The 25656-nt window shown below is 70.9% G+C and carries 24 protein-coding genes; 12 read left to right on the top strand and 12 right to left on the bottom strand.

Translation table 11 applies throughout. The annotated features are described in order from the left end of the window. The first annotated feature begins 551 nt into the window (after positions 1-551). From fadD11 to ACWIGI_RS38590, 3 genes are read left to right on the top strand one after another with little or no spacing between them, the layout of a single operon-like run. Positions 552-2360 carry a fatty acid--CoA ligase FadD11 gene (gene fadD11 / locus ACWIGI_RS38600; RefSeq protein WP_454208575.1) on the top strand — a complete coding sequence of 603 codons (1809 nt, stop codon included), beginning with the start codon at positions 552-554 and terminating at the stop codon, positions 2358-2360. Positions 2361-2413: 53 nt separating this feature from the next. Further along, positions 2414-3022 (top strand): helix-turn-helix domain-containing protein, encoded by a 609-nt coding sequence (locus ACWIGI_RS38595; RefSeq protein ID WP_454208574.1) that lies wholly within the window; start codon positions 2414-2416, stop codon positions 3020-3022. Between the two features lie 28 nt (positions 3023-3050). Further along, on the top strand, positions 3051-3707 hold the full coding sequence (locus ACWIGI_RS38590; protein WP_454208573.1) for an enoyl-CoA hydratase-related protein: 657 nt from the start codon (positions 3051-3053) through the stop codon (positions 3705-3707). Positions 3708-3914: 207 nt separating this feature from the next. On the opposite strand, the gene ACWIGI_RS38585 is transcribed toward ACWIGI_RS38590, so the two are convergent. From ACWIGI_RS38585 to ACWIGI_RS38575, 3 genes are all read right to left on the bottom strand, one after another. Next, positions 3915-4295, bottom strand: a complete 381-nt coding sequence (locus tag ACWIGI_RS38585; protein ID WP_454208572.1) for a hypothetical protein — start codon at positions 4293-4295, stop codon at positions 3915-3917. A gap of 815 nt (positions 4296-5110) precedes the next feature. Further along, on the bottom strand, positions 5111-6016 hold the full coding sequence (locus ACWIGI_RS38580; RefSeq protein ID WP_454208571.1) for an alpha/beta fold hydrolase: 906 nt from the start codon (positions 6014-6016) through the stop codon (positions 5111-5113). A gap of 114 nt (positions 6017-6130) precedes the next feature. Further along, a complete protein-coding gene (locus ACWIGI_RS38575; protein ID WP_454208570.1) occupies positions 6131-9115 on the bottom strand; it encodes a crotonase/enoyl-CoA hydratase family protein in 2985 nt (994 codons plus the stop codon). 357 nt (positions 9116-9472) lie between these two features. Between ACWIGI_RS38575 and ACWIGI_RS38570 the strand changes: the two genes are divergently transcribed. Continuing rightward, entirely contained in the window at positions 9473-9667 is a 195-nt protein-coding gene (locus ACWIGI_RS38570; RefSeq protein ID WP_454208569.1) for a hypothetical protein, read from the top strand. 132 nt (positions 9668-9799) lie between these two features. Here ACWIGI_RS38570 and mshC read toward each other — a convergent pair whose 3' ends face one another. The 5 genes from mshC to ACWIGI_RS38545 all read right to left on the bottom strand — a co-directional run bounded on the left by mshC (position 9800) and on the right by ACWIGI_RS38545 (position 14334). Continuing rightward, complete coding sequence (gene mshC / locus ACWIGI_RS38565) at positions 9800-11038, bottom strand: cysteine--1-D-myo-inosityl 2-amino-2-deoxy-alpha-D-glucopyranoside ligase (RefSeq protein ID WP_454208568.1); 1239 nt, start codon at positions 11036-11038, stop codon at positions 9800-9802. A 216-nt stretch (positions 11039-11254) separates the two neighbouring features. Further along, positions 11255-12025, bottom strand: a complete 771-nt coding sequence (locus ACWIGI_RS38560) for an SCO1664 family protein (RefSeq protein WP_454208567.1) — start codon at positions 12023-12025, stop codon at positions 11255-11257. 1 nt (position 12026) lies between these two features. Beyond that, on the bottom strand, positions 12027-12614 hold the full coding sequence (locus ACWIGI_RS38555) for a DUF3090 domain-containing protein (RefSeq protein WP_454208566.1): 588 nt from the start codon (positions 12612-12614) through the stop codon (positions 12027-12029). A 24-nt stretch (positions 12615-12638) separates the two neighbouring features. After that, positions 12639-13373: a histidine phosphatase family protein gene (locus ACWIGI_RS38550; RefSeq protein WP_454208565.1), complete on the bottom strand. Its 735-nt coding sequence runs from the start codon at positions 13371-13373 to the stop codon at positions 12639-12641. 16 nt (positions 13374-13389) lie between these two features. After that, positions 13390-14334, bottom strand: a complete 945-nt coding sequence (locus ACWIGI_RS38545) for an undecaprenyl-diphosphate phosphatase (protein ID WP_454208564.1) — start codon at positions 14332-14334, stop codon at positions 13390-13392. Positions 14335-14632: 298 nt separating this feature from the next. Between ACWIGI_RS38545 and ACWIGI_RS38540 the strand changes: the two genes are divergently transcribed. The 5 genes from ACWIGI_RS38540 (at position 14633) to ACWIGI_RS38520 (ending at position 19421) form a co-directional block, all read left to right on the top strand. Further along, entirely contained in the window at positions 14633-15595 is a 963-nt protein-coding gene (locus ACWIGI_RS38540; protein ID WP_454208563.1) for an aldo/keto reductase, read from the top strand. A gap of 21 nt (positions 15596-15616) precedes the next feature. Continuing rightward, positions 15617-16660: a heme/hemin ABC transporter substrate-binding protein gene (locus tag ACWIGI_RS38535; protein ID WP_454208561.1), complete on the top strand. Its 1044-nt coding sequence runs from the start codon at positions 15617-15619 to the stop codon at positions 16658-16660. Next, on the top strand, positions 16657-17811 hold the full coding sequence (locus ACWIGI_RS38530) for a FecCD family ABC transporter permease (protein WP_454208560.1): 1155 nt from the start codon (positions 16657-16659) through the stop codon (positions 17809-17811). The genes ACWIGI_RS38535 and ACWIGI_RS38530 overlap by 4 nt, the downstream gene beginning before the upstream one ends. Further along, on the top strand, positions 17808-18665 hold the full coding sequence (locus ACWIGI_RS38525) for a heme ABC transporter ATP-binding protein (RefSeq protein ID WP_454208559.1): 858 nt from the start codon (positions 17808-17810) through the stop codon (positions 18663-18665). The genes ACWIGI_RS38530 and ACWIGI_RS38525 overlap by 4 nt, the downstream gene beginning before the upstream one ends. A gap of 240 nt (positions 18666-18905) precedes the next feature. Continuing rightward, a complete protein-coding gene (locus ACWIGI_RS38520; protein WP_454208558.1) occupies positions 18906-19421 on the top strand; it encodes a GNAT family N-acetyltransferase in 516 nt (171 codons plus the stop codon). A 122-nt stretch (positions 19422-19543) separates the two neighbouring features. Here ACWIGI_RS38520 and ACWIGI_RS38515 read toward each other — a convergent pair whose 3' ends face one another. The 4 genes from ACWIGI_RS38515 to ACWIGI_RS38500 all read right to left on the bottom strand — a co-directional run bounded on the left by ACWIGI_RS38515 (position 19544) and on the right by ACWIGI_RS38500 (position 22997). Then, a complete protein-coding gene (locus tag ACWIGI_RS38515) occupies positions 19544-19900 on the bottom strand; it encodes a YrdB family protein (RefSeq protein WP_454208557.1) in 357 nt (118 codons plus the stop codon). Beyond that, positions 19897-21999, bottom strand: a complete 2103-nt coding sequence (locus ACWIGI_RS38510; protein WP_454208556.1) for an MMPL family transporter — start codon at positions 21997-21999, stop codon at positions 19897-19899. The genes ACWIGI_RS38515 and ACWIGI_RS38510 overlap by 4 nt, the downstream gene beginning before the upstream one ends. Beyond that, the gene (locus ACWIGI_RS38505; protein WP_454208555.1) at positions 21999-22535 is read right to left on the bottom strand and encodes a hypothetical protein; all 537 of its coding nucleotides are present in this window, start codon (positions 22533-22535) and stop codon (positions 21999-22001) included. Before ACWIGI_RS38505 ends, ACWIGI_RS38510 begins: the two co-directional genes overlap by 1 nt. 102 nt (positions 22536-22637) lie before the next feature. Further along, positions 22638-22997, bottom strand: a complete 360-nt coding sequence (locus ACWIGI_RS38500; RefSeq protein ID WP_454208554.1) for a hypothetical protein — start codon at positions 22995-22997, stop codon at positions 22638-22640. A gap of 277 nt (positions 22998-23274) precedes the next feature. Between ACWIGI_RS38500 and ACWIGI_RS38495 the strand changes: the two genes are divergently transcribed. The 3 genes from ACWIGI_RS38495 to ACWIGI_RS38485 are packed head-to-tail and all read left to right on the top strand — an operon-like array spanning position 23275 to position 25651. Beyond that, positions 23275-24291 carry a YncE family protein gene (locus tag ACWIGI_RS38495; protein WP_454208553.1) on the top strand — a complete coding sequence of 339 codons (1017 nt, stop codon included), beginning with the start codon at positions 23275-23277 and terminating at the stop codon, positions 24289-24291. Continuing rightward, entirely contained in the window at positions 24291-24554 is a 264-nt protein-coding gene (locus tag ACWIGI_RS38490; protein WP_454208551.1) for a DUF5703 family protein, read from the top strand. The genes ACWIGI_RS38495 and ACWIGI_RS38490 overlap by 1 nt, the downstream gene beginning before the upstream one ends. 17 nt (positions 24555-24571) lie before the next feature. Continuing rightward, positions 24572-25651: a quinone-dependent dihydroorotate dehydrogenase gene (locus ACWIGI_RS38485; RefSeq protein ID WP_454208576.1), complete on the top strand. Its 1080-nt coding sequence runs from the start codon at positions 24572-24574 to the stop codon at positions 25649-25651. Positions 25652-25656: the final 5 nt, after the last annotated feature.

Raw genomic sequence — 25656 nt, 5'->3', positions numbered from 1 at the left:
TTTTTTGCTTGTTGGTTGGGCTGGTTTTGTTTTTAACGAAACTTCGGGGGCGTGGTGTGGGGGGCCCCCCCCCGGCCGGGGGGCCCGCCACGACATGGCCACAACCCTCCGCGCGGGTGCGACGTGTCGATCACACCCGATCGCGGGGTGTGCTGCCAGACCCCGGTTCCGGGGTATTGCCCCAAATGCCTTGCCGCACTTAGGTTCCCCATCGGTGGGGTGTGTGAGGTCCGGGTGTCGGGCGGCGCCGGCGGGTGCGGCCGGGAGCCCGGGGACCTCGCGCGCCGGTCCGGCCGGCGCCGGACGACCGCCGCGCGGGCGTGCGGGAGATGCGGCGGCCCGACCCGCACGGTGTCTCCCGCACGCCCGGTGCGGGGCGGGCCGACGGGCCTGGGCGGGTGGACATCTCGCACCGGGAGCGCGAATGCCGTGCAGTCGTGGTGTCTTCCGCGAGGTGCCGGTCCGGTGGCGATGTCGCCGAAGCGGACACGGGCGGCGCGTGCAGGACTTACTGTCTGAGAAAGTCGGCGGTGAGTGATCGGAAAAGTGTTATGAGCGAGGCGAATACGTCCTGTGCGGCCTTCCAGCTGACCGCGGCGATCGATCCGGGAGCGGTGGCGGTGCGCTCGATCGGCGGCGCGCAGTCCCTGACCTGGGGTGAGTACGCGGCGCAGGTGCGGGCGGTGGCCGGTGGGCTGGCGGCGCTGGGGATCGGGCGCGGGGACACCGTGGCGTTGATGATGTCCAACCGGGTGGAGTTCTATCCCCTCGAGGTGGGCGCCCAGCACGCGGGCGCGACCTCGTTCTCGGTGTACAACACGCTCTCGCCCGAACAGCTCGGGCACGTGTTCGCCAACGCCGGGAACCGGATCGTGTGCTGCGAGGCCGAATTCGTGGACCGTATCCGCGCCGCGGGCGTGCCGATCGAGACGATCGTGTGCGTGGACCGGGCGGTGCCCGGGACGCTGTCGGTGGCCCAGCTGACCTCGCTGGCGCGCTCGGACTTCGATTTCGAGGCCACCTGGGGTGCGGTGGATCCGCAGGACATCGTGACCCTGTGCTACACCTCGGGCACCACCGGTCATCCCAAGGGCGTGGAGATCACGCACGCGGCGTTGGCGTTCGAATGCCGCGCCTACGCCTCGGTCATGCCGATCGAGTTCGGTGACCGGATCACCTCCTATCTGCCGACCGCGCACATGGCCGACCGGGTGACCGCGCTGTATCTGCAGGAGTTCTTCGGCACCGAGATCACCGTGGTGCCCGATCGCACGCAGTTGCCCGCCGCGCTGGCCTATGTGCGGCCCACCATCTGGGGCGCGGTGCCGCGGGTGTGGGAAAAGCTCAAGGCGGGAGTGGAATTCGCGGTCGCCGCCGAAACCGATCCCGCGCGCAAGGCCGCGATGACCTGGGCGCTCGAGGTCGCCGGGCGCAAGGCCGAAGCGCACCTGGCGGGGGCGGAGCCGGACGCGGCCCACGCCGCGGAGTGGGCGCGCGCCGATGAGCTGGTGCTGTCGCGGTTGCGGGAGCGGCTCGGCCTGGATCGGCTGCGCTGGGCGCTGTCGGGGGCGGCGCCGATTCCGCCGCAGACCCTGGGGTTCTTCTTCGGGCTCGGCATCCCGATCTCGGAGGTGTGGGGCATGTCCGAGCTCACCTGCGTGGCCAGTGTCAGCCCACCGCAGCTCGCGCGCCTGGGCACCGTGGGCACCCTGTTGCCCGGGCTCGAGTCGCGGATCGCGCCGGACGGGGAGTTCCTGGTGCGCGGGCCGCTGCTGATGCGGGCCTATCGCAAGGAGCCCGGCAAGACCGCCGAGGCGGTCGACGCGGACGGGTGGCTGCACACCGGCGACATCATCACCGAGGACGCCGACGGGTATCTGCGGGTGGTCGACCGCAAGAAGGAATTGATCATCAACGCCGCGGGCAAGAACATGTCCCCGGCCACGATCGAGAACACCCTCAAGGCCAGTACCCCGCTGATCGGGGCGCTGGCCACGATCGGGGACGCGCGCGCCTACAACACCGCGCTGGTGGTGCTGGACGCCGAATCCGCGCAACCCTATGCCGCGCACCATGATCTGCCCGATGCCTCGGCGGCCGCGCTCGCGGTGGACAAGGGAGTGATCGAGCAGATCGCGGCCGGGATCGCCGCGGGCAACGCGCGCCTGTCACGGGTGGAGCAGGTCAAGCGGTTCACGATCCTGCCGGTGTTCTGGGAGCCGGGCGGGGACGAGATCACCCTGACGATGAAGTTGCGGCGCGGCCCGATCGCGGACAAGTACGCCGGTGCGATCGAGCGCATGTACTCCCCCGTGCTGTCCGAGGGCGTGCACGAGCCGGGCGCCGTGCCTGGGGTCTAGCGAGATCCACCTCACACCCATAACAGAGCACTTGCTCTGTTATGGTTCGTGGCATGCCCCGCCCCCGCACCTACGACCCCGACACCGTCCTGGACGCCGCCGAAACCCTGGTCGCGGCCACCGGACCCGCCGCGGTCACCATCCGCGCGGTCGCCGCGGCCACGGGCATGTCCAACGGCGCGCTCTACCACACGTTCTCCTCCCGCGCCGAGCTGTGCGCGCGCACCTGGATCCGGGCGGCCGAACGCTTCCTGAGCGTGCAACGCGAACTCGTGGACGCACACCGCGGCGACGACACCGACGCGGTCGTGGCCGCCGCCGACGCCCCCGCGGTCTTCGCCGAACGATTCCCCGCCTCCTCCCGGCTGCTGCTCACCCTGCGTCGCGACGACCTGCTCACCGACCCACTGCCCGACCACCTCACCGCCGAACTCACCGCACTGGACCGCCGGCTCATCGAGTTGATGAAGGAGCTCGCGCACGCGCTGTGGGGGCGCCGGGACGCGCGCGCGGTGGACACCCTGACCATCTGCCTGGTCGACCTGCCGACCGCGATCCTGCTCGACCGCGACCGGCTCGCCGACCCCGTCGCGCGCACCCAGCTACGGGCCGCGGTGCGCGCGGTCCTGGCCGTGGGACCCGCACCCCGAACACCCCGCTGAACCCCGCACACCGATCGAAGGACACGCCATGAGCCCGACCCTCACCCACCACGACAAGATCGCCGTCCTGGACCTCGGCGACGGGGAGAACCGCTTCACCCCCGACTGGCTCACCGCCGTCGAGACCGCCCTGGACACCGTCGTGAGCGAGGGCGCGCACGCGCTGATCACCACCGCGAGCGGCAAGTTCTACTCCAACGGCCTGGACCTGGACTGGCTCGCGGCCAACGGCGACCGTGCCCAGTGGTACGTAGCCCGCGTCCACGCGCTGTTCGCCCGCGTGCTCGCCTTCCCCCTGCCCACCGCCGCGGCCCTGCCCGGGCACGCCTTCGGCGCCGGCGCGATGCTCGCCATCGCCCACGACTACCGCGTCATGCGCGCGGACCGCGGCTTCTTCTGCTTCCCCGAAGCCGACATCCGCATCCCCTTCACCAAGGGCATGGCCGCGCTCATCCAAGCCAAACTCACCCCCCGCGCGGCCATCGCCTCGATGACCACCGCCCACCGCTTCCCCGCCCCCCAGGCCCTGACCCTGGACATCGTCGACGCCGTCGCCGACCTCGACGCCCTCACCCCCACCGCCCTGGACCTGCTCACCCCCCTGGGCGCCAAGGACCAGGGCACCCTGACCGCGATCAAGAGCGTCATGTTCGCCGACGCCCTCACCGCCCTGGCCCTGCCCTGACCTAACCCGGGCACCGAACCCCCTAGTGCGGCACGCGAAGTCACCGCCCGCCGCACGCGGGGAAGCAGCCGGGGCGCGCAATCCGGGCGAATCCTCCAGCGAGGACGATGAATCCACCTCCCGGTAACCACTTTTCCCCGCCACCGGCCCTCCCTGTCCCGTGGCGTGGCCCCGCTCGAGCCCTACGAGGCTGCCACCGGCGACCCGCTAATTCGGCACCACCTGCTCGATCAGCACCGCCCCCATCCCGAACCCCGCCCCGATCACCACCATCCCCAGCACCGGCCAGAACCACACCACCCGCTCGCGCACCGTCCCCACGATCACCATCACCAACGCCCCGAACACCCCCACCACGGCCCCGCCCCACGACACACCCATGGCCCACCCGATGAGCTCGGGCCGGCACTCGATCGCCCGAAACTCGCAGTCCGCGTCCGCGATCGAGAAAAAGACCGTGATCACCCCGGTCCCCGCCGCCAGCACACCCGCCACCGCCAGCAAACACCACCCCGCCACCAGATCCCACACCCGCCGCGCCCCCACCCGGTCCGAAACCGTTCCCGCCGTACCCGATTCATCGCTCATGCCTGCGATCCTGCCCACCCTCGGCCCGCCCGCCCACCGCGAAACTACTCGAGTGCCCCACACCGGAGCAGGACACTCGTTGTGGCCCGTGCGCCCGCTCGTCCATGTGCCCGGCAGCCGCACTCCGTGGGAACAGCGGCCCGAATCTCGGTCCGATCACTGTGTCCGAGAACAACTTTCGCGTGACGAGAACAGGCCCGTCGTGCCATGCCCGTCGACCACTGCGGCATCGACGGGGATTCTGCGGGCATCGGCCCAACTCGGCCGGGTGTCGCCTGGCCAATGGGCGCGGTGACTCCATCCGCGGGCCGGTCACCGCGATGAATGAGGAGAACCGCCCGACACGAGATCGACGGCTTTCGCCGCTCGAGCGAGACATCAGGGCTGCGTGTGCGCATGCTGCTGCGGCGTCCGGGGCAGCATGCCGCCACGTATCGGTCCGTTCGATCCGGTTCCGCACCAGCAGAGTGCGCGACCCGGGATCGTCGGAACCGTTGTCGTGCGCACCTTCCCGGTGAGCCCGGCCGCTCTCTCGCCTCGATCTCGCCCACCCGAGCAGTCACGGGCCGTGCGTAGAGGTTGTCGGCGGCCGATGGTTCCCCGCGCCGGGGACACCGCTCGCGGCCAGGCTTGTTGCTTTCCTCGGTGAGGATGCCGATCGGGCGGCGCGGGCGCGTGACGGTCGCGGTGGGAGGGTCGCGCTCATCTGGCGTTTTTCCGCGGTCCTGCGCCGACAGCCTGCGAACCGGCCCGAGTACGTGAGCCGGCGCGAGCGTCGGGTTCCGGTGCGGCCGGAAGTTCCAGCGCGCTCAGGGCTATCGCCCGGGTGAATGGGCTTTCAGGTGCGGTAGCAGGTGGGCGGCCACCTCGGCGGGTCGCTCCGCCTGCAGGAAGTGGCCGCAGTCCGGGAGCTGGACCAGGTCGGCGCCGGCGTGGGCGCTCAGGACCCGGACCAGGCCCGGGGACAGGCAGCCGTCGCGCAGGCCCGACAGCACCAGGGTCGGGAGCGGGGCGGGGGCGGCCATCAGGCGGCGGTGGAACGCGCGGGTGGGGGCGCGGTGGAACCGGAACAGGGAGCGGTAGTAGCGGGTGGTCGCGTAGGCCAGGGCGGGATCGGTGAAAACCCGTGCGGTGGGGGCGAACTCGGCGTCGGTGAACGACCAGCCCGGGGACCAGCGCCGCCACAGGCGGCGCACCAGGGCGGCGTCGGCGCGGGTGAGCAGGCGCGGGGACACACCCGACTGCATGAGGGCGATGTAGGCGGACATGCGGGTTTGGGCGGGCAGATAGCGGGCGATGGCGGGGGCGAACCCGCCGCCGAACGGCGGGATCGCCAGCAGTGTCACCGAGAGCCAGTGCGCGGGTTCACCTTTGGCCAGCATCAAGGTCGCGAACGCGCCCCAGTCGTGCCCGACCAGATGGGTGGGCGGATCCCCGAGGGCGTGCCGCCACGCGGCGATGTCCTCGGCCACCGCGAGCAGGTCGTAGCGGGCGCGGCGTGAGGCCGAGCCGGGGGTGTAGCCGCGCAACCACGGCGCCAGGACCTGATATCCGGCCTCGAGCAGGTGCGGGATGAGCCCGTCCCAGGTGTGCGGGGTGTCGGGGAACCCGTGCAACAGCACCACCAGCGGCGCCTCGGCGGGACCGGCGTGGCGGGCGGTCAGCGCCAGGCCGTCACGGTGCAGTTTGAGGGTGGATTCCCCGGGGATCGCGGAGCTCATCGACAATCGTTCTTCCTACTCGGGCGCGTACCGGCCTGCGCGGGGCGATACGCGACACCGAGAGTGTGCACCACATCGCCTGCCGCGTCGGCGGTTTCGAGGCCGGCGTACCTCTCAGCGGCCGCGCCACACCGGCGGGCGCTTCTCCACGAACGCGCGCATCCCCTCACCCGCGTCCTCCGAGGACAGTGCCGCCGCGGCCATCCGCCCCTGTTCGGCGAACGCCTCCTCGACCGACCAGTCCGGGCTCTGGTCGATGATCTGCTTGCCCGCGTCGATGCTCAACGGCGCGTTCACCGCCACCCGCTCGGCCAGCGCCAGGGCCGCCTCGAGCGCCTGACCGGGTTCGGCGACCTGATTGATCAACCCGAGGTCGGCCGCGCGCGCGGCGGTGATCGGATCACCGGTCAGGGTCAGCTCCATCGCGATCGCGCGCGGCAGGCGCTGGGCCAGGCGCAGCACCCCGCCCCCGACCGCGACCAGACCGCGTTTGACCTCCGGGATCCCGAACACCGAATCCGCGGCCGCCACGATCAGATCCGCGGTCAGCGCCAACTCACAGCCCCCGGCCAAAGCCGGGCCCTCCACCGCGGCGATCAACGGTTTGCGCGGGGGATGCGCGACCAGGCCCAGGATGCCGCGCTTCTCGGTGATCGGCACCTCCCCGCGCGCGGCCGCCTTGAGATCCATCCCCGCGCTGAAATAGCCGCCCGCACCGGTCAGGATGGCGATGCGGGACCCGGGATCGGCCTCGTAGGCGTCGATGGCGCGTTCGATCCCGCGCGCGGTGGCCAGGTCGATGGCGTTGCGCGCGTGCGGGCGATTGATCGTGATGATCATGATGTGGCCGCGGCGTTCGATCAGCACCGGCGCCGGCGGCGGCGCGGGCAGCGCGACCCGCTCGGTGCCCTCCGCGCGCAGGGCCTCGCCCTCGACGGTGACCGGCAGACCCAGCCAATCCGAGTCGGCCAGCGCGGTCACGGTGCCGGAATCGTTGGTGCGCAACAGGATTCGCTCACCGGCCGCGGTCAGCAGGCTCACGATCGCCGCCTCGGGCTCCCCGTCGCGGTCATAGGGCAGGGTGTAGGCCTCCACCACCGCGGGACCCTGGTAGCCGGTGCGGGCGCGGCGCGTGGGCGGATGCTCGATCACCGGGGTCAGATGCTCGTAGGCGCGCGCGGGCGGGGTCGCCGAATACACCCCGAGCGCGTGTTTGGTCAGGTACCAGCCCAGCGAGGTCGCCAGCCCGTAGGCGGCGGGCTCGGCGCGCAGGCGCTGCACCAGGGTCGCCACCGCGTGCCCGCCGTAGTTGTTGCCCGGGCCGCCGCCGAAGGTCAGCCCGCCGGTCACCGACAGCGGGCGCTTCGGATCATCGGCGGGCAGGCCCAGCTCGCGCGCGGCGATCTGCACCGCCACCGGGAAACACGCGTACAGATCCACGTGCGTGAGCTCGTCCGCGCCGATCCCGGCATGCGAGAGCGCCGCCGACCCCAGGGCCGCGATCGCGGGCGAGGCCGCCAGGTCGGTGCGCTCGCTGACGAACCAGTCGTCACTGCCGGAAGCGCCCGCGTGCAGGAACACCCACTTGTCCTGCGCGATCCCGGCCGCCTCGGCCGCGGCCGCGCTGGTCACGATGATGCCGCTGGCCATGTCGACGGTCAGATTCGCGCATTCGAGCTTGGTGTACGGCGACGAGATCATCCGATTGGCCTCCGAGGCCGTCGCGATCTCCTCGGCGGAGACCTCGCGCGGCGCCCACGCGTACGGATTGGCCGCGGCAATACCGGAGAACCGTGACCACAATTCGGCCACCGCGCGCGCGTGCTCGCCGATCGTGCGGCCCAGGCGATGCCGGTTCGCGGACTCGATCAGGGCATACATGTTGATCGGGGCCAGCAGGCCCGCGGTGGTCTCGGCGGCGTTGTTCGCGGGCTTGTCGATACCGACCGTGCGCGTGGGCCGCACACTCGACTCCTGCACCGGCCAGCCCGGATCGATCCCGGCGCGCTGGGCCGCGGCCGCGGTCGCCCCGGCCTCGGCGCCGGTCACCAGGACGATCTCGTAGTCCCCGGCGGCGATGGCGGCCGCGGCCTCGTTGATCACCAACTGGCCGCCGTCCCCGCCGAACGGGCTCGACTGGACCGTGTCCACCGCGCCCGCGCCGACCTCGCGCGCCACCAGCGCGCCCAGATCCCGGTACTGCCACGAGGTCGGGGACACGGTGAACACCGCGTCCGCGCGCCCCAGCAACTCCACCCCGGCGCCGGTGTCCTGCGCCGCGGCCCGCAGCGCGCGTACCGCCAGCGCCGACGGATCGGGATAGTCCGCCTCCGGGGTGCGGGTCACCACCTGACCCACACCCACCAGCACCGGCGTCGTGGGCGCGAGCACCGCGCCCGAGGCCCGATGCCGCACCGCCTTGCGCGCGGCACGCACCGGCTCGGCGGGCGCGGACGCCAGTACCGCGGGCAGCGCGGCCAGCGAATCGGTCAGTGCCTCACCGAGACTGCGCGCCACCGTCCCCCCGAGCGGGCCCTCGATCGGCGGCCCCGCGAGTCCGGCATCGAGGTACACCATCGACCCCGTGCCCTCGGGCACCACCGAGGTCCACAGCGCGAGAGTCAACCCTTGCGGGCCGGTGCCGCGCAGCTCGAGCCCGGTATCGGAGACAGAGGCGACCCTCCAGCGCAGATCGGCCGGAATGCCCATGAATTTGGCGACCTGGACGAACTCGGCCCCGGTCTCGGCGGGCCCGGGCGCCTCCCCGCGCCAGCCCGCGTGGAAGGTGAACCAGTCCGGAATATGCTGCAGCCCCAGCAGATAGCGCGCCGCCACGCCCGGGTCGACCTCGAGAGCCTGGGCGGCGTGCGCGGTCCGGGTGAACTCGCCCAGCCCCGCCGGCGGCACATGGTCCCCGAGCTCGGCCACCGGGCCCGGCGCGCTCTCGCGCCCGGTCAGCCCGGCCACCAGATCCCGCACGATCCGCGGATCACGGCGCACCGCCCCCAGCAGATCACCCCCGGCCCGAATCTGCTTGCGCACCACACGACCCTGCGCCAGCACCGTGCGCAACCGTCCGAACCCGGGAACCTCGGTCACCGTCGAACCTCCTCATTGAGGGTGAGAGAGTGAAAGCCTCACCGTATCGCCCCCGAGTGGCCGTCCGGAAGACCGAACGGGACCCACCGCCCACATGGTGAGATCGGCGACCGAACCGGCGGGACGGGCCCGGATCGACCGGCCACACACCGTAGGCATCGCCCGCCACCGGGCCGGTGACGCGCCCCGCGCTGTGCGCCACCGCGGGACAAGGCGCGAGACCGGGCCGACGCGTTCGGATTTTGACGACCGAGGCCGCCACCCGGGAGCCACATCGCGTTCTGCGATCCCGGTGGCCGGCGACACCGCGCGTGGGTGCGCCTAGCCGCGACGCACCTCGCCATGGCGTGCTCGGGCGTGGCCAACGCCGCGCCCGACAGCCGGACGGTCGAGATCGGCGTGGTCTCCGCCCCGGTGACGGCGCCCGTGCCGATGGTCGCGGCGATCGACGCTGGCATTGCCCGCCTCACCCCGGTCTCTTCGGCGCCGACCGCGATTCCCGGGTCACCACGAGCGCCGGCCGCGGTGAACGCATCGCCGGCTGGGCTGTGACAACCCGTCCGCCGTGGCACGCCGATCACGCGGATCGAGCGTCCGTACGAGCCCGGGGCGCAACGACATCGGCCCGCCCGCACCGTGCTGGTGCGAGCGGGCCGACGCGCAATGCCGGTTACCGGAACCGATTCAGAGGCGAACGCCCAGCAGGGCATCGACCGTATCGCGGATCAGCGCCGGAGCCTCGGCGTCGGGGCCGCCGTAGGTCAGCGCCTGGTTCACCCAATTGTCCAGGGCCGCCAGGGCTTTGGGCGTATCCAGGTCATCGGCCAGGTGCTGGCGCACCCGGGCGACGGTGTCGTGGGCGGGCGGGCCCGACGCCAGGGCGACCGCGGCGCGATAGCGGTCCAGGCGGGCCAGTGCCTCGGCCAGGGTCGCATCGGTCCACTCGCGATCGCGGCGGTAGTGACCCGCGAACAACCCCAGCCGGATCGCACCCGGATCGGTGCCCGAGCGGCGCAGCGTCGACACGAACACCAGATTGCCGCGCGACTTGGACATCTTCTCGCCCTGATAGCCGATCAGCCCCGCGTGCACGTAATGGCGGGCGAACCGGCGACCTTTGACCAGCGCCTCGGCGTGCGCGGAGGAGTACTCGTGATGCGGGTAGATCAGATCGCTGCCCCCGCCCTGGATGTCGAACTCGGTGCCGATGCGGTTCAAGGCGATCGCCGCGCACTCGATATGCCAGCCCGGGCGGCCCGCACCGAACGGCGCCGGCCACGACGGCTCACCCTCGCGCGCGGCCCGCCACAGCAGCGCGTCGATCGGATCGCGCTTGCCCGCGCGCTCGGGATCACCGCCGCGTTCGGCGAACAACCGATCCATGGTCGCCCGGTCATAGCCCGACTCGTAGCCGAACTGCTCGGTCGCGTCGTGCCGGAAATAGATATCCGGGAACTGCGGGTCGTCGACCACGTACGCCGCGCCCGAGGCCAGCAGCTTGTCGACCAGCTCCACGACCTCCTGCACCGACTCGATCGCGCCCACGTAGTGCGCGGGCGGCACCACCCGCAACGCGCTCATGTCCTCCCGGAACAGCTCCACCTCACGCGCGCCCAGATCCCGCCAGTCGATCCCGTCCCGCGCGGCCCGCTCGAACAGCGGATCGTCCACATCGGTCACGTTCTGCACGTAGTGCACCTCGTGCCCGGCATCGCGCCACAACCGGTTGACCAGATCGAAGGCCAGATAGGTGGCCGCGTGCCCGAGATGGGTGGCGTCATAGGGGGTGATGCCGCACACGTACATGGTGGCGGTCTTGCCCGGGGTGACCGGGCGGACCTGCCGGTCGGCGGTGTCGAACAACCGCAACGGCGGTCCGGATCCGGGGACGGTCGGGACAGCGATATCGGACCAGGACTGCATGGATTTCAGGTTAACGGTGCCCCCGGTACGCGACCCGCCCGCCCCCGCGCACACCCGCCCCGCTATCGGCGGGTAAGGCCACCCCGACCAGCACCTTATTGCCCGGTACACACACGTCAATGCTTGAAATCATGATGCTTACAACGTTTTTCCGATCCCACCGCCCGCACGCCCACCCGACCGGGCACCGCGGACCCGGTCACCGAGAGCAGAGGATCAGAACGCCGGCCACGGAATCGGGCGCTGCGAGGCCGGCAACGGCATCACCGGATTCTCCAGCAACGCCCGCCCCCGCGCCTCGAGCGCCTCGATCTCGGCATCGGTGATGTGCTCGCTCAACCGCCCACCCAGCTCCCCCGAGAGCGCCTTCACCAAAACCGTGATGTCGGTGAGCAACTCATCGGCCACCGGCTCCCCCGCCCACCCCCACAGCACCGTGCGCAACTTGGGTTCGGCGTGCAGGCAGATCCCGTGATCGACCCCGTACACGCGCCCGTCGCGGCCCTCGAGCGCGTGCCCGCCCTTACGGTCGGCGTTGTTGATCAGCACATCGAGCACCCCCATCCGGTAAAGGCGCTCATCCAGCGAATGGATCAGCGACACCGGGCGCCCACCCGGATCCAGCGCCCGCAACACCTCCCGATACCCCGCCGGCACCGCGCCCACCGGGCACAGATCCACCAGATCGGTGCGCTCGGGCTCCTCGATCACCTCGATCCAGCGCTGCACCATCCCCGGCCCCAACGGCCCCTCACGCAGGATCGTTTCCGGGATCACCCCCCAGCCCAGCGCGTCGGAGACCAGGTAGGAGGCCACCTCGCGCCCGGCCAGGGTGCCGTCCGGGAAATCCCACAGCGGGCGCTCCCCGCGCTCGGGCTTGTACACCACCCGCAGGTCCCCGGCCGCGCACACCAGTGTCACGTTCGAGGCCGTGGTCACCTGCCCGATCACCGACAGGTCCGCGGTGTACAGCGGATCGGAGCTCATCTCAGTCCTCGGCCTCGTCACTCGCGCCGAAGATGTCACCGCGCTTGTACCCGTTCGTGCGAACACACATGTGCCCCTGCGCCGAGAGCGGCTCCCCGCACAGCGGGCACGGTTTGCGCCCGGCCGCGATCACCCGCGTCGAACGCAACGCGAACTCCCGCGCCTGGATCGGGGTCAGGAACACCCGCACCGCGTCCGGGCCCTCCTCGGTGTCATCGAGGACCACCGACTCGTCGACCTCGGTCTCGGTGATCGCCAGTAACTCCACCACCACCGCGCCCGCGTCCGCGTCCCAGCCCAAACCCATGGTGCCGACCCGGAATTCGGATTCGATCGGGGTCACCAGCGGGGCGACATCGGCCACATCCGAGGGCTGGGGCGGCACCGGCGTGCCGAAACGGCGCTGCACCTCGTCCAGCAGCAACCCCATCCGATCGGCCAGAACCTTCACCTGCTGCTTTTCCAGCAACACGCTGACCACGCGCGGCTCCTGCACGGCCTGCAGGTAGAAGGCGCGGTCGCCCGGCTCGCCGACGGTGCCGGCGATGAAACGATCGGGGGTGCGGAAAATATGGATAGCTCGGCCCATGGCACCTCCTGACAGCTGTTCACCTTAAGAATCGGGGTGCTCGGCATCCCCATTACCCGTACTACCGGTGGTACCCGTTTCACCTCCGGGCACCGGCCCCGATCGCGATTCGCGACCGGTTTGCGGCGAAATCGCCGCCAAGCTGGACAGATCCGCGCCGGTATCGTTCACCCGCCACACGTACGGAGCGGTTGGACTGTAGCGGACCACGCTGACCGACGCCGGTTCGACCACGATGCGCTGGAATCCGTCCAGGTGAATGCCGAACGCGTCGGCCAGCACCGACTTGATGACATCGCCGTGCGTGCACGCCACCCACAGCACGTCACCACCGTGCTTCTCGGCGAAGACCCGATCACGCTCGCGGATTGCCGCGACCGCACGGAACTGCACCTGCGCCAAGCCTTCTCCCGAGGGGAACACCGCCGCCGAGGCATGACGCTGCACCACCTTCCACAGCGGCTCGCTCACCAGCTCACTCAACGGACGGCCCGTCCAGTCGCCGTAATCGACCTCGAGCAACCGCTCGTCGGGTTCGGCCTCGAGCCCGAGCTTGTCCGCCAGCGGGGTCACCGTTCGCTGACAGCGTAAGAGCGGAGAGGACACGATGTGCTCGATCGGCAGGGCCCCGAGCCGTTGCACCAGATTCTGCGCTTGTTCACGACCTCGATCGGTGAGATCGACACCGGCGCTCCGACCAGCCAAAGTGTGGGCAGTGTTCGACGTGGAGACGCCGTGCCGCAACAGGATCACCGTCACCGGGACAGCCTACCGACTAGGTCGCCTGCACGACGCCGGTCGCCAGCAGCGCCATCACCACCAGGCCCAGCACGATGCGATAGCCCACGAACCAGTCCAGCGAATGCTTGGACACGAACTTGAGCAACCACGCCACCGAGGCATAGCCCAGCGCGAACGCCACCACCGTGGCCACCAGGATCTGCGCACCCGAGGCGTTGAGGCCCTCACCGGCGGGTTCGAAAGCATCGGGGAGACTGAACAACCCCGAGGCCACCACCGCGGGAATGGCCAGCAGGAACGAGAACCGCACCGCCGCCTCACGCTTGAGCCCCAGGAACAACCCCGCGGTCGAGGTCGCCCCCGAGCGGGACACGCCCGGGATCAGCGCCAGGCACTGCGCGAAACCCATCACCAGGCCGTCGCGGGTGGTGAGCTGTTCGATCGGGCGCACCTTGCGCCCGTAGTACTCACCCGCGGCGATCACCAGCGCGAACAGGATCAGGTTCGCCGAGATCAACCACAGATTGCGTGCGCCGGTACGGATCTCGTCCTTGAACAGGAACCCCAGCACCCCGATCGGGATGGTGGCGATGATCACATACCAGCCGATGCGATAGTCCAGCTCGCGCTGGGCATCGGGATCGAGCTCGTACTCCGCGTCGTAGTCCAGGGTGCCGTCGGTGTACATCGGCAACTGCGCGGTCAGCTGCTCCGAGGCGGGCAGCGGCGCGGGCCGGGTACCGGTGACCTGCATGTACAGCGTGCTGAACCAGGCCACCAGGATCCGCCAGATGTCCTTGGCGAAATACACCAGCACCGCCAGCTCGGTGCCCAGCTGGGTGACCGCGGTGAACGAGGCGCCGGCGTCGTCGCCGAAGAACACCGCCGACACGATGCGCATGTGCGCCGAGGACGAGATCGGCAGAAACTCCGTGAGCCCCTGCACCGCGCCCAACACCAGGGCCTGTATCCATGTCATCGACTCGACGACCACACGACCTCCATCCCGAATCGTCGGCTGCCGGTGGACAATTCGCCCACCTGCGGCGGTATCGACCGCCGAACACCGCAGCGACCCTACAGGGCAGGGCCGAATCCCCGACAGGCGTGCGGTCCCCGGGTACCGCGCGCGAGCACCGGCCCGCGCGCGAGCACCACCCGCGGTGCCGGGCGATTGTCCAAGACGCGCAGGCATTTACGGTCGCCGCGAGGCATACCCCGGAACAGCGGACCCGTGCCCTTAGGCTGGGTGCCGTGATGAAAGAGCAAGCGCGGTGATGGAACAGCGCACGCTGGGACGCAGCGGACTTCGAGTCTCCCGGATCGGGCTGGCCACCCACACCTGGGGCCGCGAGACCGACGCCGAGGACGCCGGCGCGCAATTGATGGCCTTCGCCGAGGCCGGGGGCACCCTCGTGGACTGCTCACCCGCCTACGGTGACGGCGCCGCCGAACAGATCCTGGGCCCGCTGGTCAAGGAAATCGGGCGCGACGATCTGGTGCTCAGTGTTTGCTCCGGCCAGGTGCCGGTGCGGGTGAACCCCGCCGCCGGACCCGCGCCCGCCCCGACCCGCTGGCGCGTGGACGCCTCCCGGCGCACCATGATGCGCCAGCTCGACCGCACCCTGACCCTGCTCGGGGTCGACCACCTGGACCTGTGGACCGTGGCCGCCTGGGACCCGCACACCCCCCTCGAAGAGGTCTCGGCCACACTCGAATACGCCGTGCGCACCGGGCGCGTGCGCTACGCCGGAGCGCGCGGCTACGACGGCTGGCAACTGGCGACCCTGGCGGCCACCGCGCCCCTGACCGCCGCCCAGCACCCGTACTCGCTGCTCGCGCGCGGAGTCGAACACGAATTCGTGCCCGCCGCACAGCATCACGGCATCGGCGTCATCGCCACCGCGCCCCTGGCCGGGGGCATCCTGACCGGCAAATACCGCGACGGGGTGCCCGCGGACTCGCGCGGCGCGGACGAGGCCACCGCGGCCGAGATCACCGCGCGCCTGGACGATTTGGCCGTGCGCGTGGTCGACGCGGTCGTCACCGCCGCCGACGGACTGGGCACCTCACCCCTGGCCGTGGCCCTGGCCTGGGTGCGCGACCAGCCGGGAGTGACCTCGCTCATCGTGGGCGCCCGCGACATCGGCCAGCTCACCGGCGTGATTGCTGCCGAGACGCTGGAGCTGCCGCGCGCCATCGCGGCCGCACTCGGAGACGTCAGTGCACGCACCGAATGACCCGTGGTTAGCCTTACCTGCATGAGGTCTTCCGTGAAGCGTCGCCCGGCCGTGCTCCTGCGAACGGTGTCGGTGCTGCTGGGCGCCGGTCTGCTGATCGGCGCCACCGCCTGCGGCACCGGCGACAGCACCTCCGCCACCGGCCCGACCGGCCCGGCCACCGCGACCTTGACCGACCTGGACCCCGTCCCGCTCGCACCCGCCCCGGTCCCGGTCCTGCCGGCTACCGTGCGCTCGTTCGACGGCAGCGAGGTCACCGTCACCGCCGCCGACCGCATCATCGCCGCGGACCGGTACGGCACCCTCGCCCAGACCGTCGTCGCGCTCGGACTCGGACCCAGCCTCGTGGGCCGCTCCACCTCCGCGGCGTTCCCCGCGGTGAAGGATCTGCCCAACGTGACCGCCGGATCGGGCACCCTGAACGTGGAAGCCATTGCCGCGCTGCGCCCCTCGGTGTTCCTGACCGACACCACCAGCGCCACCCCGGTCATGCGCGACCAGCTCAAAGCTCTGGGCATCACCGTGGTCTACTTCGACCCCCAGCGCACCATGGACGGGGTCGTCCCGCAGATCGAAGCCGTCGCCGCCGCACTGGGCGTCCCCGAAGCGGGCAAGACCCTGGGCCAGCGCACCCGCGCCGAGATCGACGCCGCCACCGCCGCGGTCCCGGTCCGCGACCCGAAACCGCGCATCGCGTTCCTGTACCTGCGCTCCACCGCCATCGCCATGATCGCGGGCCCCGGCTCGGGCGCGGACTCGCTCATCACCGCCGTCGGCGGCGTCGACGCCGGCACCGCGTCGGGGGTCAGCGAGCCGTTCATCGCCATCACCAGCGAAGCCCTCATCGCCGCCGCCCCCGACGTCCTGCTGGTCATGAGCGACGGCCTGTCCTCGGTCGGCGGCGTCGACGGCCTGGCCAAGATCCCCGGCGTCGCCCAGACCCCCGCCGGCAAGAACAAACGCGTGGTCGACATGTCCGACGCGGTCCTGCTGTCCTTCGGCCCCAACACCGGCCGCGTCGTGCAAGCCCTGGCCCAGGCCGTCTACGGCGAAAAGACCGCATGACCCCCCACGACCCCCCGGATCGGCCCGCAGTACCGCCCGTGCCGGATCTCACGAAAACCCCGGCACCGCACACGAATTCGACGAACACCCCACGAGCCCCGCGCGCGCGGCGCGGATCGTGGTCGCGGACCACGCTCATCTTCACCGCCGCCGTCCTCGCCCTCATCGTGCTGGCGCTGATCTCGGCCGCGGTAGGGCAGGTGCCCACCACCCCCGCCGAGGTCGCGGGCAGCCTGTTCCACCGCATGGGCCTGGACTGGGGGCCCATGCCCGCGCACCCCGCGGGAGATCTGACCCTGTGGGAGGTGCGGTTCCCGCGCGTGGTCATGGCCGTACTCGTGGGCGCGGCCCTGGCCACCGCGGGCGCCCTGCTGCAGGGCGTGTTCGCCAACCCCCTGGCCGAACCCGGCGTCATCGGCGTCTCGGCCGGGGCGGCCGTGGGCGCGGGCACCGTCATCGTCGTCGGCGGCGCGTTCGTGGCCTCCTGGTCCGTGGCCGCCGGCGCGTTCGTCGCCGGCCTGGTCACCACGTTCCTGGTGTACGCGCTCTCACGCTCGAACGGGCGCACCGAAGTGGTCACCCTGGTCCTGACCGGCGTGGCCATCAACGCCTTCGCCGGCGGGCTCATCTCGTTCCTGCTGTTCACCGCCTCCCCCGCGGCCCGCGATCAGATCGTGTTCTGGCAACTGGGCAGCCTCAACGGCTCCACCTGGTCCTCGGTCGCGATCGTCGCGCCCCTGACCGCGGCCGGGGTCCTGGCCGCGATCGTCATGGCCGCGCGCCTGGACCTGCTCGCGCTCGGGGAATCCGCGGCCGCGCACCTGGGCGTGGACGTGGAACGCCTGCGCCGCAACGTCATCGTCGTGGTCGCCATCCTGGCCACCGCCGGCGTCGCGTTCACCGGCATCATCCTGTTCGTCGGCCTGATCGTCCCGCACCTGGTGCGCATGCTCGTCGGACCCGCCCACCGCGTACTCATCCCGCTCTCGGCGATCCTGGGCGCGGTCGTGCTCGTCGCGGCCGACATCGGCGCCCGCTCCCTGGTCCACAACGCCGACCTGCCCCTGGGCATGCTCACCTCCCTGGTCGGCGGACCGTTCTTCTTCTGGCTGCTGCGGCGCACCCGCGCCCGCGCGGGAGGCTGGGCATGACCACCAACAAACTCACCGCCCTGTTCACCCGCCGGCACGACCTGCCGCACACCCCCGCGCCCGGCGCGATCACCCTGTCCGCGCGCGGAGTCGACCTCGAACGCGGCGGCGGCCGGAAAGTGTTGTCCGGGGTCGACTTCGACGTCATCGCCGGACAGATCGTCGCCCTCGTCGGACCCAACGGCGCCGGTAAATCCACCCTGCTCGCCGCGCTGGCGGGCGAACTCGAACCCAGCGGCGGCACCGTCACCCTCGACGGCAAACCCCTCTCGCACTGGGCCCCGATCGACATGGCCCGCCGGCGCGCGGTCCTGCCCCAGAACCACACCGTCGGATTCCCGTTCACCGCACGCGAAGTCGTCGCCATGGGCCGCGCCCCCTGGGCCCACACCCCGCGCCGGCACGAGGACGAACCCCGCATCGCCGCCGCCCTGGCCGCCACCGACGTGCAGCACCTGGCCGAGCGCACCTTCCCCGCCCTGTCCGGCGGTGAACGCGCCCGCGTCGCCCTGGCACGCGTACTGGCCCAGGACACCGCCACCCTGCTACTGGACGAACCCACCGCCGCCCTGGACCTCGGACACCAGGAACAGGTCCTGCGCCTGGCCCGCGAACGCGCCACCGCGGGCGCCGCGGTCGTCGTGGTGCTGCACGACCTCGGGGTCGCCGCCGCCTACGCCGACCGCGTCGCGGTCCTGCAGGACGGGCGCGTCGCCGCCGACGGCCCACCCCGCGCGGTGCTGACCGCCGAGCTGCTCACCCGCGTCTACCAGCACCCGGTCGACGTGTTCGACCACCCGACCACCGGCGCGCAACTGGTCCTGCCGGTGCGCGGACGCCACGACGACCACTGACCGGCGCATTCAAATAGCTGGAGGTTCGCTACCCGGTTCGGGTAGCGTGGCCTCGTTCTCATGCCCCCGCACCCATTCGTGTGCCGAACCCCCAGGACGAGGAGTGATGTCGATGACCGCGCGCGAGGCCGTCGCCTACCCGATCACCGCATCACCCACGGCGACGGCCTGACCCGTTCCCGTCCCGCGCCGCGCCCCCGCGCGGCCACACCACACACACGAAAAGGACTGTGCCCCACCATGAGCACAACCACCTGGAACATTCGCGCCGAAATCCCCGCCGACCACGACGCCGTCCACGACATCGTGGCCGCGGCCTTCGACACCGGCGCCGAAGCCGAACTCGTCGACGCCCTGCGCACCGACCCCGGCTGGATCCCGGCCCTGTCCCTGGTCGCGGTCGACGAATTCGACACCCCCATCGGACATGTGCTGTTGACCCGCAACCACATCGGCGCCACCCCCGCGCTGTGCCTGGCACCGGTCTCGGTCCTGCCCGAACACCAGAACCGCGGCATGGGCGAGGCCCTGACCCGCGCGGGCCTGGCCGCGGCCAAGACCCAGGGCGAGACGTTCGTGACCGTGCTCGGGCATCCCACCTACTACCCGCGCTTCGGCTTCACCCGCGCCTCGGTCCACGGCATCGCCATGAACGTCGAAGTCCCCGACGACGCGCTCATGGCCCTGAGCCTGGACCCGAACACCCCGCTGCCCAGCGGAAAGATCCAGTACGCCAAGGCGTTCGGCGACATCTGACGTAGGGCGAACCGGTTCGTGACCGATCGGGAACCGGAACCGACACGCCGGGGCCGGGTGGATCTCACATCCACCCGGCCCCGGCTCGTCGACAACCTCGAGGCGCGAACGCCATCGAGACCTCAGGGCACTTGCCCGACCTGCCCCCACGTCACCCGCAACACCGCGTTGATCGCCCATACCGCGAACACCGCCACCCCCGCCCACGGCGTCCACGCCCACCCCAGCGCCACCGCGCCCCCGCCGAACCACACCAGCTCGAGCAGCGCCCGCCGCCACCCGGTCTGCGGGTAGCGGGCATCGGCCGCGGCCCCGAAGAACGACCACACCACGATGAACACCGTCGGCGCCGCCACCGCCGCGAAGATCCGCGCGGGCACCGGATCGGGCACCGTCGCACCCCAGAACGCCGCCGACCCCAGCACCGTCAGCTCGAGGACGAACATCACCAGCAGATTGCCGGCCTTGACCGCGCTCACTTCCACACCAGCTTGAGCACCGCCGGGGTGAGCAGCATCCGAATCACCGTGGCGTCCAACACCAATGCCGCGATCATCCCGTACGCGATGTACTTCATCAGCACCAGATCCGAGAACCCGAACGCCCCCGTCACCACGATCAGGATCGCCGCCGCCGAGGTGATCACCCCGCCGGTGTGCGCGATCCCGTACCGGATCGCCTCCTGCGCGGACGCCCCGTCCTTGCGCGCCTCGGCCATCCGCGACTGCAGGAACACCTCGTAATCGGTCGAGAGCCCGAACAACACCGTCACGATCAACACCAGCACCGCGAACATCAAGGGCCCCGGCGTGAAATCGAACAGCCCCGCCCCGTGCCCCTCGACGAAGATCCACGTCAGAATGCCCAGCGTCGACCCCAGCGACAGCGCGCTCATCGCCACCGCCTTGAGCGCGAGCACGATCGACCCGAACGCCGCGTACATCAGCGCCAGCGCCGCCGCGATCAGAATCCCCGCCAGCAACGGCAACCCCTCGATCAACCCCAGGATGCTGTCCCGCTCGAGCGCGGGCACCCCGGCCACCATCGCCCGCACCCCCGGCGGGGTGTCGATATCGCGCAGCGCCGCGATCACCGTGTCGGCGTCGCGTTTGTCGGCCAGGCCACTGCCCAGCACCGTGATCGCGTCCTTGCTCGGGGCCACCGGATCGAACGGCCCCGTCATCCACGGACCCGCCACCTGATTGGCCTCGTACCGGATATCGCTGAGCTGCTGGGCGTTCGCGCCGGTGACCACCAGCTTCAACGGCTCGGTCCGGAACTGCGGGAACGTGGCGTCGAAGTCCTCCTGCGCCACCCGTGCGGCGTTGTCCGAGGCCAGATAGCGTTCGCTCAACCCGCCGAACTCGATGTTGCGGAATGGCAGGATCAACGCCAGCAGCATCAACACGATCGGGGTGATCACCAGCCACGGCTTGCGCATCGCGAACAGCGCCAGCCGCGAGAAGAACCCGGCATCGATCTGCGCGGCGCTGCGCAGACTCGAAAACCGTTTCCAGCCCAGGAAATCGATCCGCTCACCCACGATCGAGAGCACCGCGGGCAACGCGGTCACCGACAACACCGCCGCCAGCAGCACCGAGGAGATACCGCCCAGCGGCACCGAGCGCAGCACCCCGTTCGGGTAGATGAACAACGCCCCCAGGCTCACCGCGATGATCGCCGCCGAGAACAACACCGTGCGCCCCGCGGTGGAGATCGTGCGCGCGGTCGCCTCCTCCACGGTCCGCCCCGCGGCGAGCTCCTCGCGGAACCGGGTCACCGCGAACAACCCGTAGTCGATCGCCAACCCCAGACTCACCAAAGTGACCACCGCCGAGGCGAACACGTTCACCTGCAGGTAGTTCGTGAGCATCCGCATGATCCCGAGACTGCCCAGAATCGTCATCCCGCCGATCAGCACCGGCAGCAGCGCCGCGATCACCCCGCCGAACACGAAGTACAGCAGCAGCGCCACGATCGGCAACGCGATGATCTCCGCGCGCAGAATGTCGTCCTGCATACCGGTGTTGATGCCCTCGACCACCGGCTGCATCCCCGCCAGCTGCACCGTCGTCCCACCCGGGCCGGCGCCCGGTGAGCCCGCGCCGAAGTGATCCTTGACGGCCATGTAGTTCTCGACCGTGTCGGTCCCGCCGTCACCGCGCAACCCGATACTGGCGAACGCGTGCGTGCGCGCGGGATCGGCGAACTGGCCCATCAGCGGGCCGTCCCAATAGGAGTCGATCTTCAGGATCTGCTCGCCGTACTCGGTGCGCAGGCGCTCGAGCTCCGCGGCCACCGCCGAGCGCACCGGCTCGTCGTCCACGGTCAGCCCCGCGGGCGCGGTGTACAGCACGATCAGATCCGAGTCGGTGTCGCGCCCGAACGTGGAATCGGCGAGCTTGGAGGCCTCCACCGATTCGCTGCTCTCGTCGAACCAGCCCTCCTGGGTCAGGTGATCGCCCAGATCACGCCCGTAGAACCCCGAGGCCAGCACCAGCAATCCGAAGACCGCGAACACCGCGAACCGATACCGGTGGATGAAACGCCCCCACCGCAGCGAACCCGATTCGAGCATCAGCCGCAGGCGCTGGTGCGATAGTCGGCCGAGCGCAGAATGCCGCACAGATCGGTGCGCGAGATCTGCCAGCGCCCGTCCTTGTTCACGAAATGCACCACCGTGGTGCGCACATTGGAGCCCGTGCCGTCCTTGTCCAGGCTCAGCGTCGCGGTCAGCGTGCCGTCATGATTGTCGAACACCGGATCCTTGACCCCGTACACCGCGCGCGGATTGTCCTGCAGCGCTTTGTACATGTCCGGAATCGCGTCCTTGAACGCCTCCCCGTCCTCGATCAGCGCGGTGCGCTCGGCATCGGGCAGCGTGGGATCCAGCGCCGACTTGATCTGCGCGTCCAACTCCGCCGCGGTCGGGATCGGCGGGCGCGCGGCACTGGTGGCCGCCGCGGCCGCGGACGACGAACTCAGCGCCGCGTACGCCGAGGAGCGCGCCGCGTCCACCGAGGCGTCGTCACCGGATCCGCCACCGCACCCGGCGACGCCGAGCACGGCGAGGACAACGGCGGCGGTGGCGATGGGGGTGCGTGGAAAGGCCATCAACATCCTCGGGCTCGAACTGCGGTTGCTTGCCGACAGTCTGTCATGCGCGCGCCGCGCCGATGATCTCTGCGTCACAGCCCCGCCCGCGCGGGCGCGCCCTCACATGCCGTCGATCACCGCGCCCAGGCGCCCCAGCAGCGCGCGCACGGTCACACCCTCCCCGGCCGCGGGCACCGGCGCCGCCCGCGGGATCAGATCGCGCACCAGCGCCACCACACTGCGTTCGTCGTCGAGATCGATATCGGTGACCCGCGTGACCGCCACTGCCACCACGTCTTCGGGCGCGGGCACCTCGGTGTCCAGATCGGGCCGGTAGATCTCCAGGGTCAGGGTCGAGCGCACGGTGCGGAACGCGAACGACCGGCCGTCACCGGTCACCCCGAACCCGTGCGCGTACACGCCCACGGTCACGTCCTCCACGGCGAAACCCGGCACGCCCGGGATGTGCTCGCTCACCAACAGATCTCCCTGACCCAGCCCATATGCACCCTCCACGGTAACCGTGCCCACCGACACCACCCGCGAAACCCCATGTCATGTCATGTGACCCGCCCGGATCGGGTACCCGGGATTGGCCGCGGGCGAACCGGGGAACCCCGGTCATGCGGGAACGGACCCGGGGTGCCCCACGTCACGGCGCGCCGGTCACCGGCACCCCCGCCCATCGGCCCGGGTCGGGGATCATGGTCAGATTAACGAGCACGCATGATTGTCGGTCAGGTAAGGAGTTCGCTGCATGCGCCGTCGCGGCTGGATCCGGTCGGCCCTCGCGGGCGTGGCCGTGCTGACCCTGCTGGCCGGATGCTCCTCGGACGAGGACACCACCGACAAGCCCACCATCGACCCGCCCACCCCCGCCGCGGCGCCGGTCCCCACGACCGCCCCCGCCGGCACCGTGACGGCCGGCGCCCCCATCGAGGCCCTGTTCAGCGAACCGCAGACCGGGATCCTGGCCGAGGTGATCGAGCCGGGAAACGTACTGCGCCTGCGTGATCCGGGCTCGGACCGGATCCGCACCACCCTCACCCTGCCCGGCAACGCCGCGGACCTGGCGCCCGGTGTGCCCGGGGAAATCCTGGTCGCGGTCCCCGACGCCGTCCTGCGCGTGGAGGCGGCGACCGGACTCGGCGCCCTGGTGCGCGTGGACGGGGACGTGCGCGCGGTCGCCCGCCGCGCCGACGGCGACCTGGTCGCCGGACTCGGCTCGGGCAAGGTCCTGGTCCTGAAACCGGACGGGACCGTGCGGCACACCGTCTCGGGCCTGGTCTCGGCCGACCAGATCGACGCCACCGGCGAGCAGATCGTCGTGCTGGACCGCCGCCAGACCATCATCACCGAACTCAACCTCGACAAGGAACGGCCCGGACTGTCCCTGCGCGCCGGGGACGGGGCCACCCACATGATCGGCGACCACTTCGGGCGCCGCATCGTCACCGACACCCTGGGCAGCGAACTGCTGGTCTACACCGCCGATCCGTTGGTCCTGCACCAGCGTTTCCCGGTAGGCTCTTCGCCCTACGCACTCGCCTACGATCAGCGGTCCGAGACCGTGTGGGTGACGCTGACAGGCCAGAACGAAGTCGTCGGCTACGACCTGTCGACGGGGATACCGGTGGAGGTGGGGCGCTACCCGACTGTGCGCCAGCCCGACTCGGTGACCATCGACGACCGCACCGGTGACATGTTCGTGGGATCCGCGACCGGCGACGGTCTGCAGCGGATCGGCGCGGACCAGCGGAAGAGAGGGCAGTGATGGCTCGGGCCTCACGATCTGCGCGATCAGCGCGCGACCTACCGGCAGGCTGGGAGGAATCCAGCGACGAGTACGAATACGTACCCCTGCGCCTGCCCCCGGAGATGAACCGCGTCACCGCCTCCATGCGCCTGAGCATCCAGGCCGAGTTCGGCGGCTGGGAGTTATCGCGCGTACGCGCCTACACCGACGGCAGCCGCCGCGTCCTGCTGCGCAGGCGAAAGAGTTCACTACTATCCCCGACACCCGAGGCGGTGATGTAACCCGCATGTCCGAGCGCCTGTACGCCCTGCTGCTCAAGGTGATGTTCCTGCTCCCTCCCGAGCGCATCCATCATCTGGCCTTCGGTGCCATGAAACTCGCCACCCGTTTCGCTCCCGGCCGCCGGCTGACCTCGAAACTGCTTGTCGCGCAAGAACCCACGCTGGCCAGTCGCGTGTTCGGGGTCGATTTCCCCGCCCCGCTCGGGCTCGCGGCCGGATTCGACAAGGACGCCGAGGGCGCCGACGCCTGGGGCCCACTGGGTTTCGGCTACGCCGAGATCGGCACCGTCACCGCCCAGGCCCAGCCCGGCAACCCCGCGCCGCGCCTGTTCCGGCTGCCCGCGGACCGCGCGCTCATCAACCGCATGGGGTTCAACAACCACGGCGCCGAAGCCGCCGCCGCGCACCTGGCCGGGCGCCGGCCCGGCGGCGTGCCGATCGGGGCGAACATCGGCAAGACCAAGATCGTCGAACCCGAGGACGCCGCCGACGACTACGCGATCAGCGCCAAACTCCTGGGCCCGCTGGCGGACTTCGTGGTCGTGAACGTCAGCTCCCCCAACACCCCGGGCCTGCGCGACCTGCAGGCGGTGGCCTCGCTGCGCCCGCTGCTGCGCGCGGTACTGGACAGCGTGTCGGTGCCGGTGCTGGTCAAGATCGCCCCCGACCTGAGCGACGAGGACATCGACGCGGTCGCCGACCTCGCGGTCGAACTCGGGCTGGCCGGAATCGTGGCCACCAACACCACCATTCGCCGCGACGGCCTGAACACCGACGCCGAGGCCGTGGCCGCGCTCGGGGCGGGCGGACTGTCCGGGGCGCCGGTCGCCGACCGCTCGCTCGAGGTGCTGCGCCGGTTGTACGCGCGCGTCGGCGATCGCCTCGTGCTGATCTCGGTCGGCGGAATCGAAACCGCCGACCAGGCCTTCGAACGCATCCTGGCCGGGGCCTCGCTGCTGCAGGGCTACACCGGATTCATCTACGGCGGGCCGTTCTGGGCGCGCCGCATTCATCGCGGACTGGCCGCCAAGCTGCGCGCGCACGGGTACGCCACCCTGTCCGAGGCGGTCGGCGCGGGACACACCACCCGCACCTGATCGCC

Source organism: Nocardia sp. NPDC055321, assembly GCF_053645575.1.
This window is presented reverse-complemented; position numbering and strand designations above follow the sequence as displayed.

Coding starts and splice junctions, on each gene's coding strand:
- ACWIGI_RS38525 (WP_454208559.1), top strand. CDS start 17,808: ATGACCACCAACAAACTCACCGCCCTGTTCACCCGCCGGCACGACCTG.
- ACWIGI_RS38545 (WP_454208564.1), bottom strand. CDS start 14,334: ATGACATGGATACAGGCCCTGGTGTTGGGCGCGGTGCAGGGGCTCACG.
- ACWIGI_RS38530 (WP_454208560.1), top strand. CDS start 16,657: ATGACCCCCCACGACCCCCCGGATCGGCCCGCAGTACCGCCCGTGCCG.
- ACWIGI_RS38505 (WP_454208555.1), bottom strand. CDS start 22,535: ATGGCCTTTCCACGCACCCCCATCGCCACCGCCGCCGTTGTCCTCGCC.
- ACWIGI_RS38590 (WP_454208573.1), top strand. CDS start 3,051: ATGAGCCCGACCCTCACCCACCACGACAAGATCGCCGTCCTGGACCTC.
- ACWIGI_RS38520 (WP_454208558.1), top strand. CDS start 18,906: ATGAGCACAACCACCTGGAACATTCGCGCCGAAATCCCCGCCGACCAC.
- ACWIGI_RS38560 (WP_454208567.1), bottom strand. CDS start 12,025: ATGAGCTCCGATCCGCTGTACACCGCGGACCTGTCGGTGATCGGGCAG.
- ACWIGI_RS38555 (WP_454208566.1), bottom strand. CDS start 12,614: ATGGGCCGAGCTATCCATATTTTCCGCACCCCCGATCGTTTCATCGCC.
- ACWIGI_RS38540 (WP_454208563.1), top strand. CDS start 14,633: ATGGAACAGCGCACGCTGGGACGCAGCGGACTTCGAGTCTCCCGGATC.
- ACWIGI_RS38490 (WP_454208551.1), top strand. CDS start 24,291: ATGGCTCGGGCCTCACGATCTGCGCGATCAGCGCGCGACCTACCGGCA.
- ACWIGI_RS38495 (WP_454208553.1), top strand. CDS start 23,275: ATGCGCCGTCGCGGCTGGATCCGGTCGGCCCTCGCGGGCGTGGCCGTG.
- ACWIGI_RS38580 (WP_454208571.1), bottom strand. CDS start 6,016: ATGAGCTCCGCGATCCCCGGGGAATCCACCCTCAAACTGCACCGTGAC.
- ACWIGI_RS38535 (WP_454208561.1), top strand. CDS start 15,617: ATGAGGTCTTCCGTGAAGCGTCGCCCGGCCGTGCTCCTGCGAACGGTG.
- ACWIGI_RS38595 (WP_454208574.1), top strand. CDS start 2,414: ATGCCCCGCCCCCGCACCTACGACCCCGACACCGTCCTGGACGCCGCC.
- fadD11 (WP_454208575.1), top strand. CDS start 552: ATGAGCGAGGCGAATACGTCCTGTGCGGCCTTCCAGCTGACCGCGGCG.
- ACWIGI_RS38585 (WP_454208572.1), bottom strand. CDS start 4,295: ATGAGCGATGAATCGGGTACGGCGGGAACGGTTTCGGACCGGGTGGGG.
- ACWIGI_RS38510 (WP_454208556.1), bottom strand. CDS start 21,999: ATGCTCGAATCGGGTTCGCTGCGGTGGGGGCGTTTCATCCACCGGTAT.
- mshC (WP_454208568.1), bottom strand. CDS start 11,038: ATGCAGTCCTGGTCCGATATCGCTGTCCCGACCGTCCCCGGATCCGGA.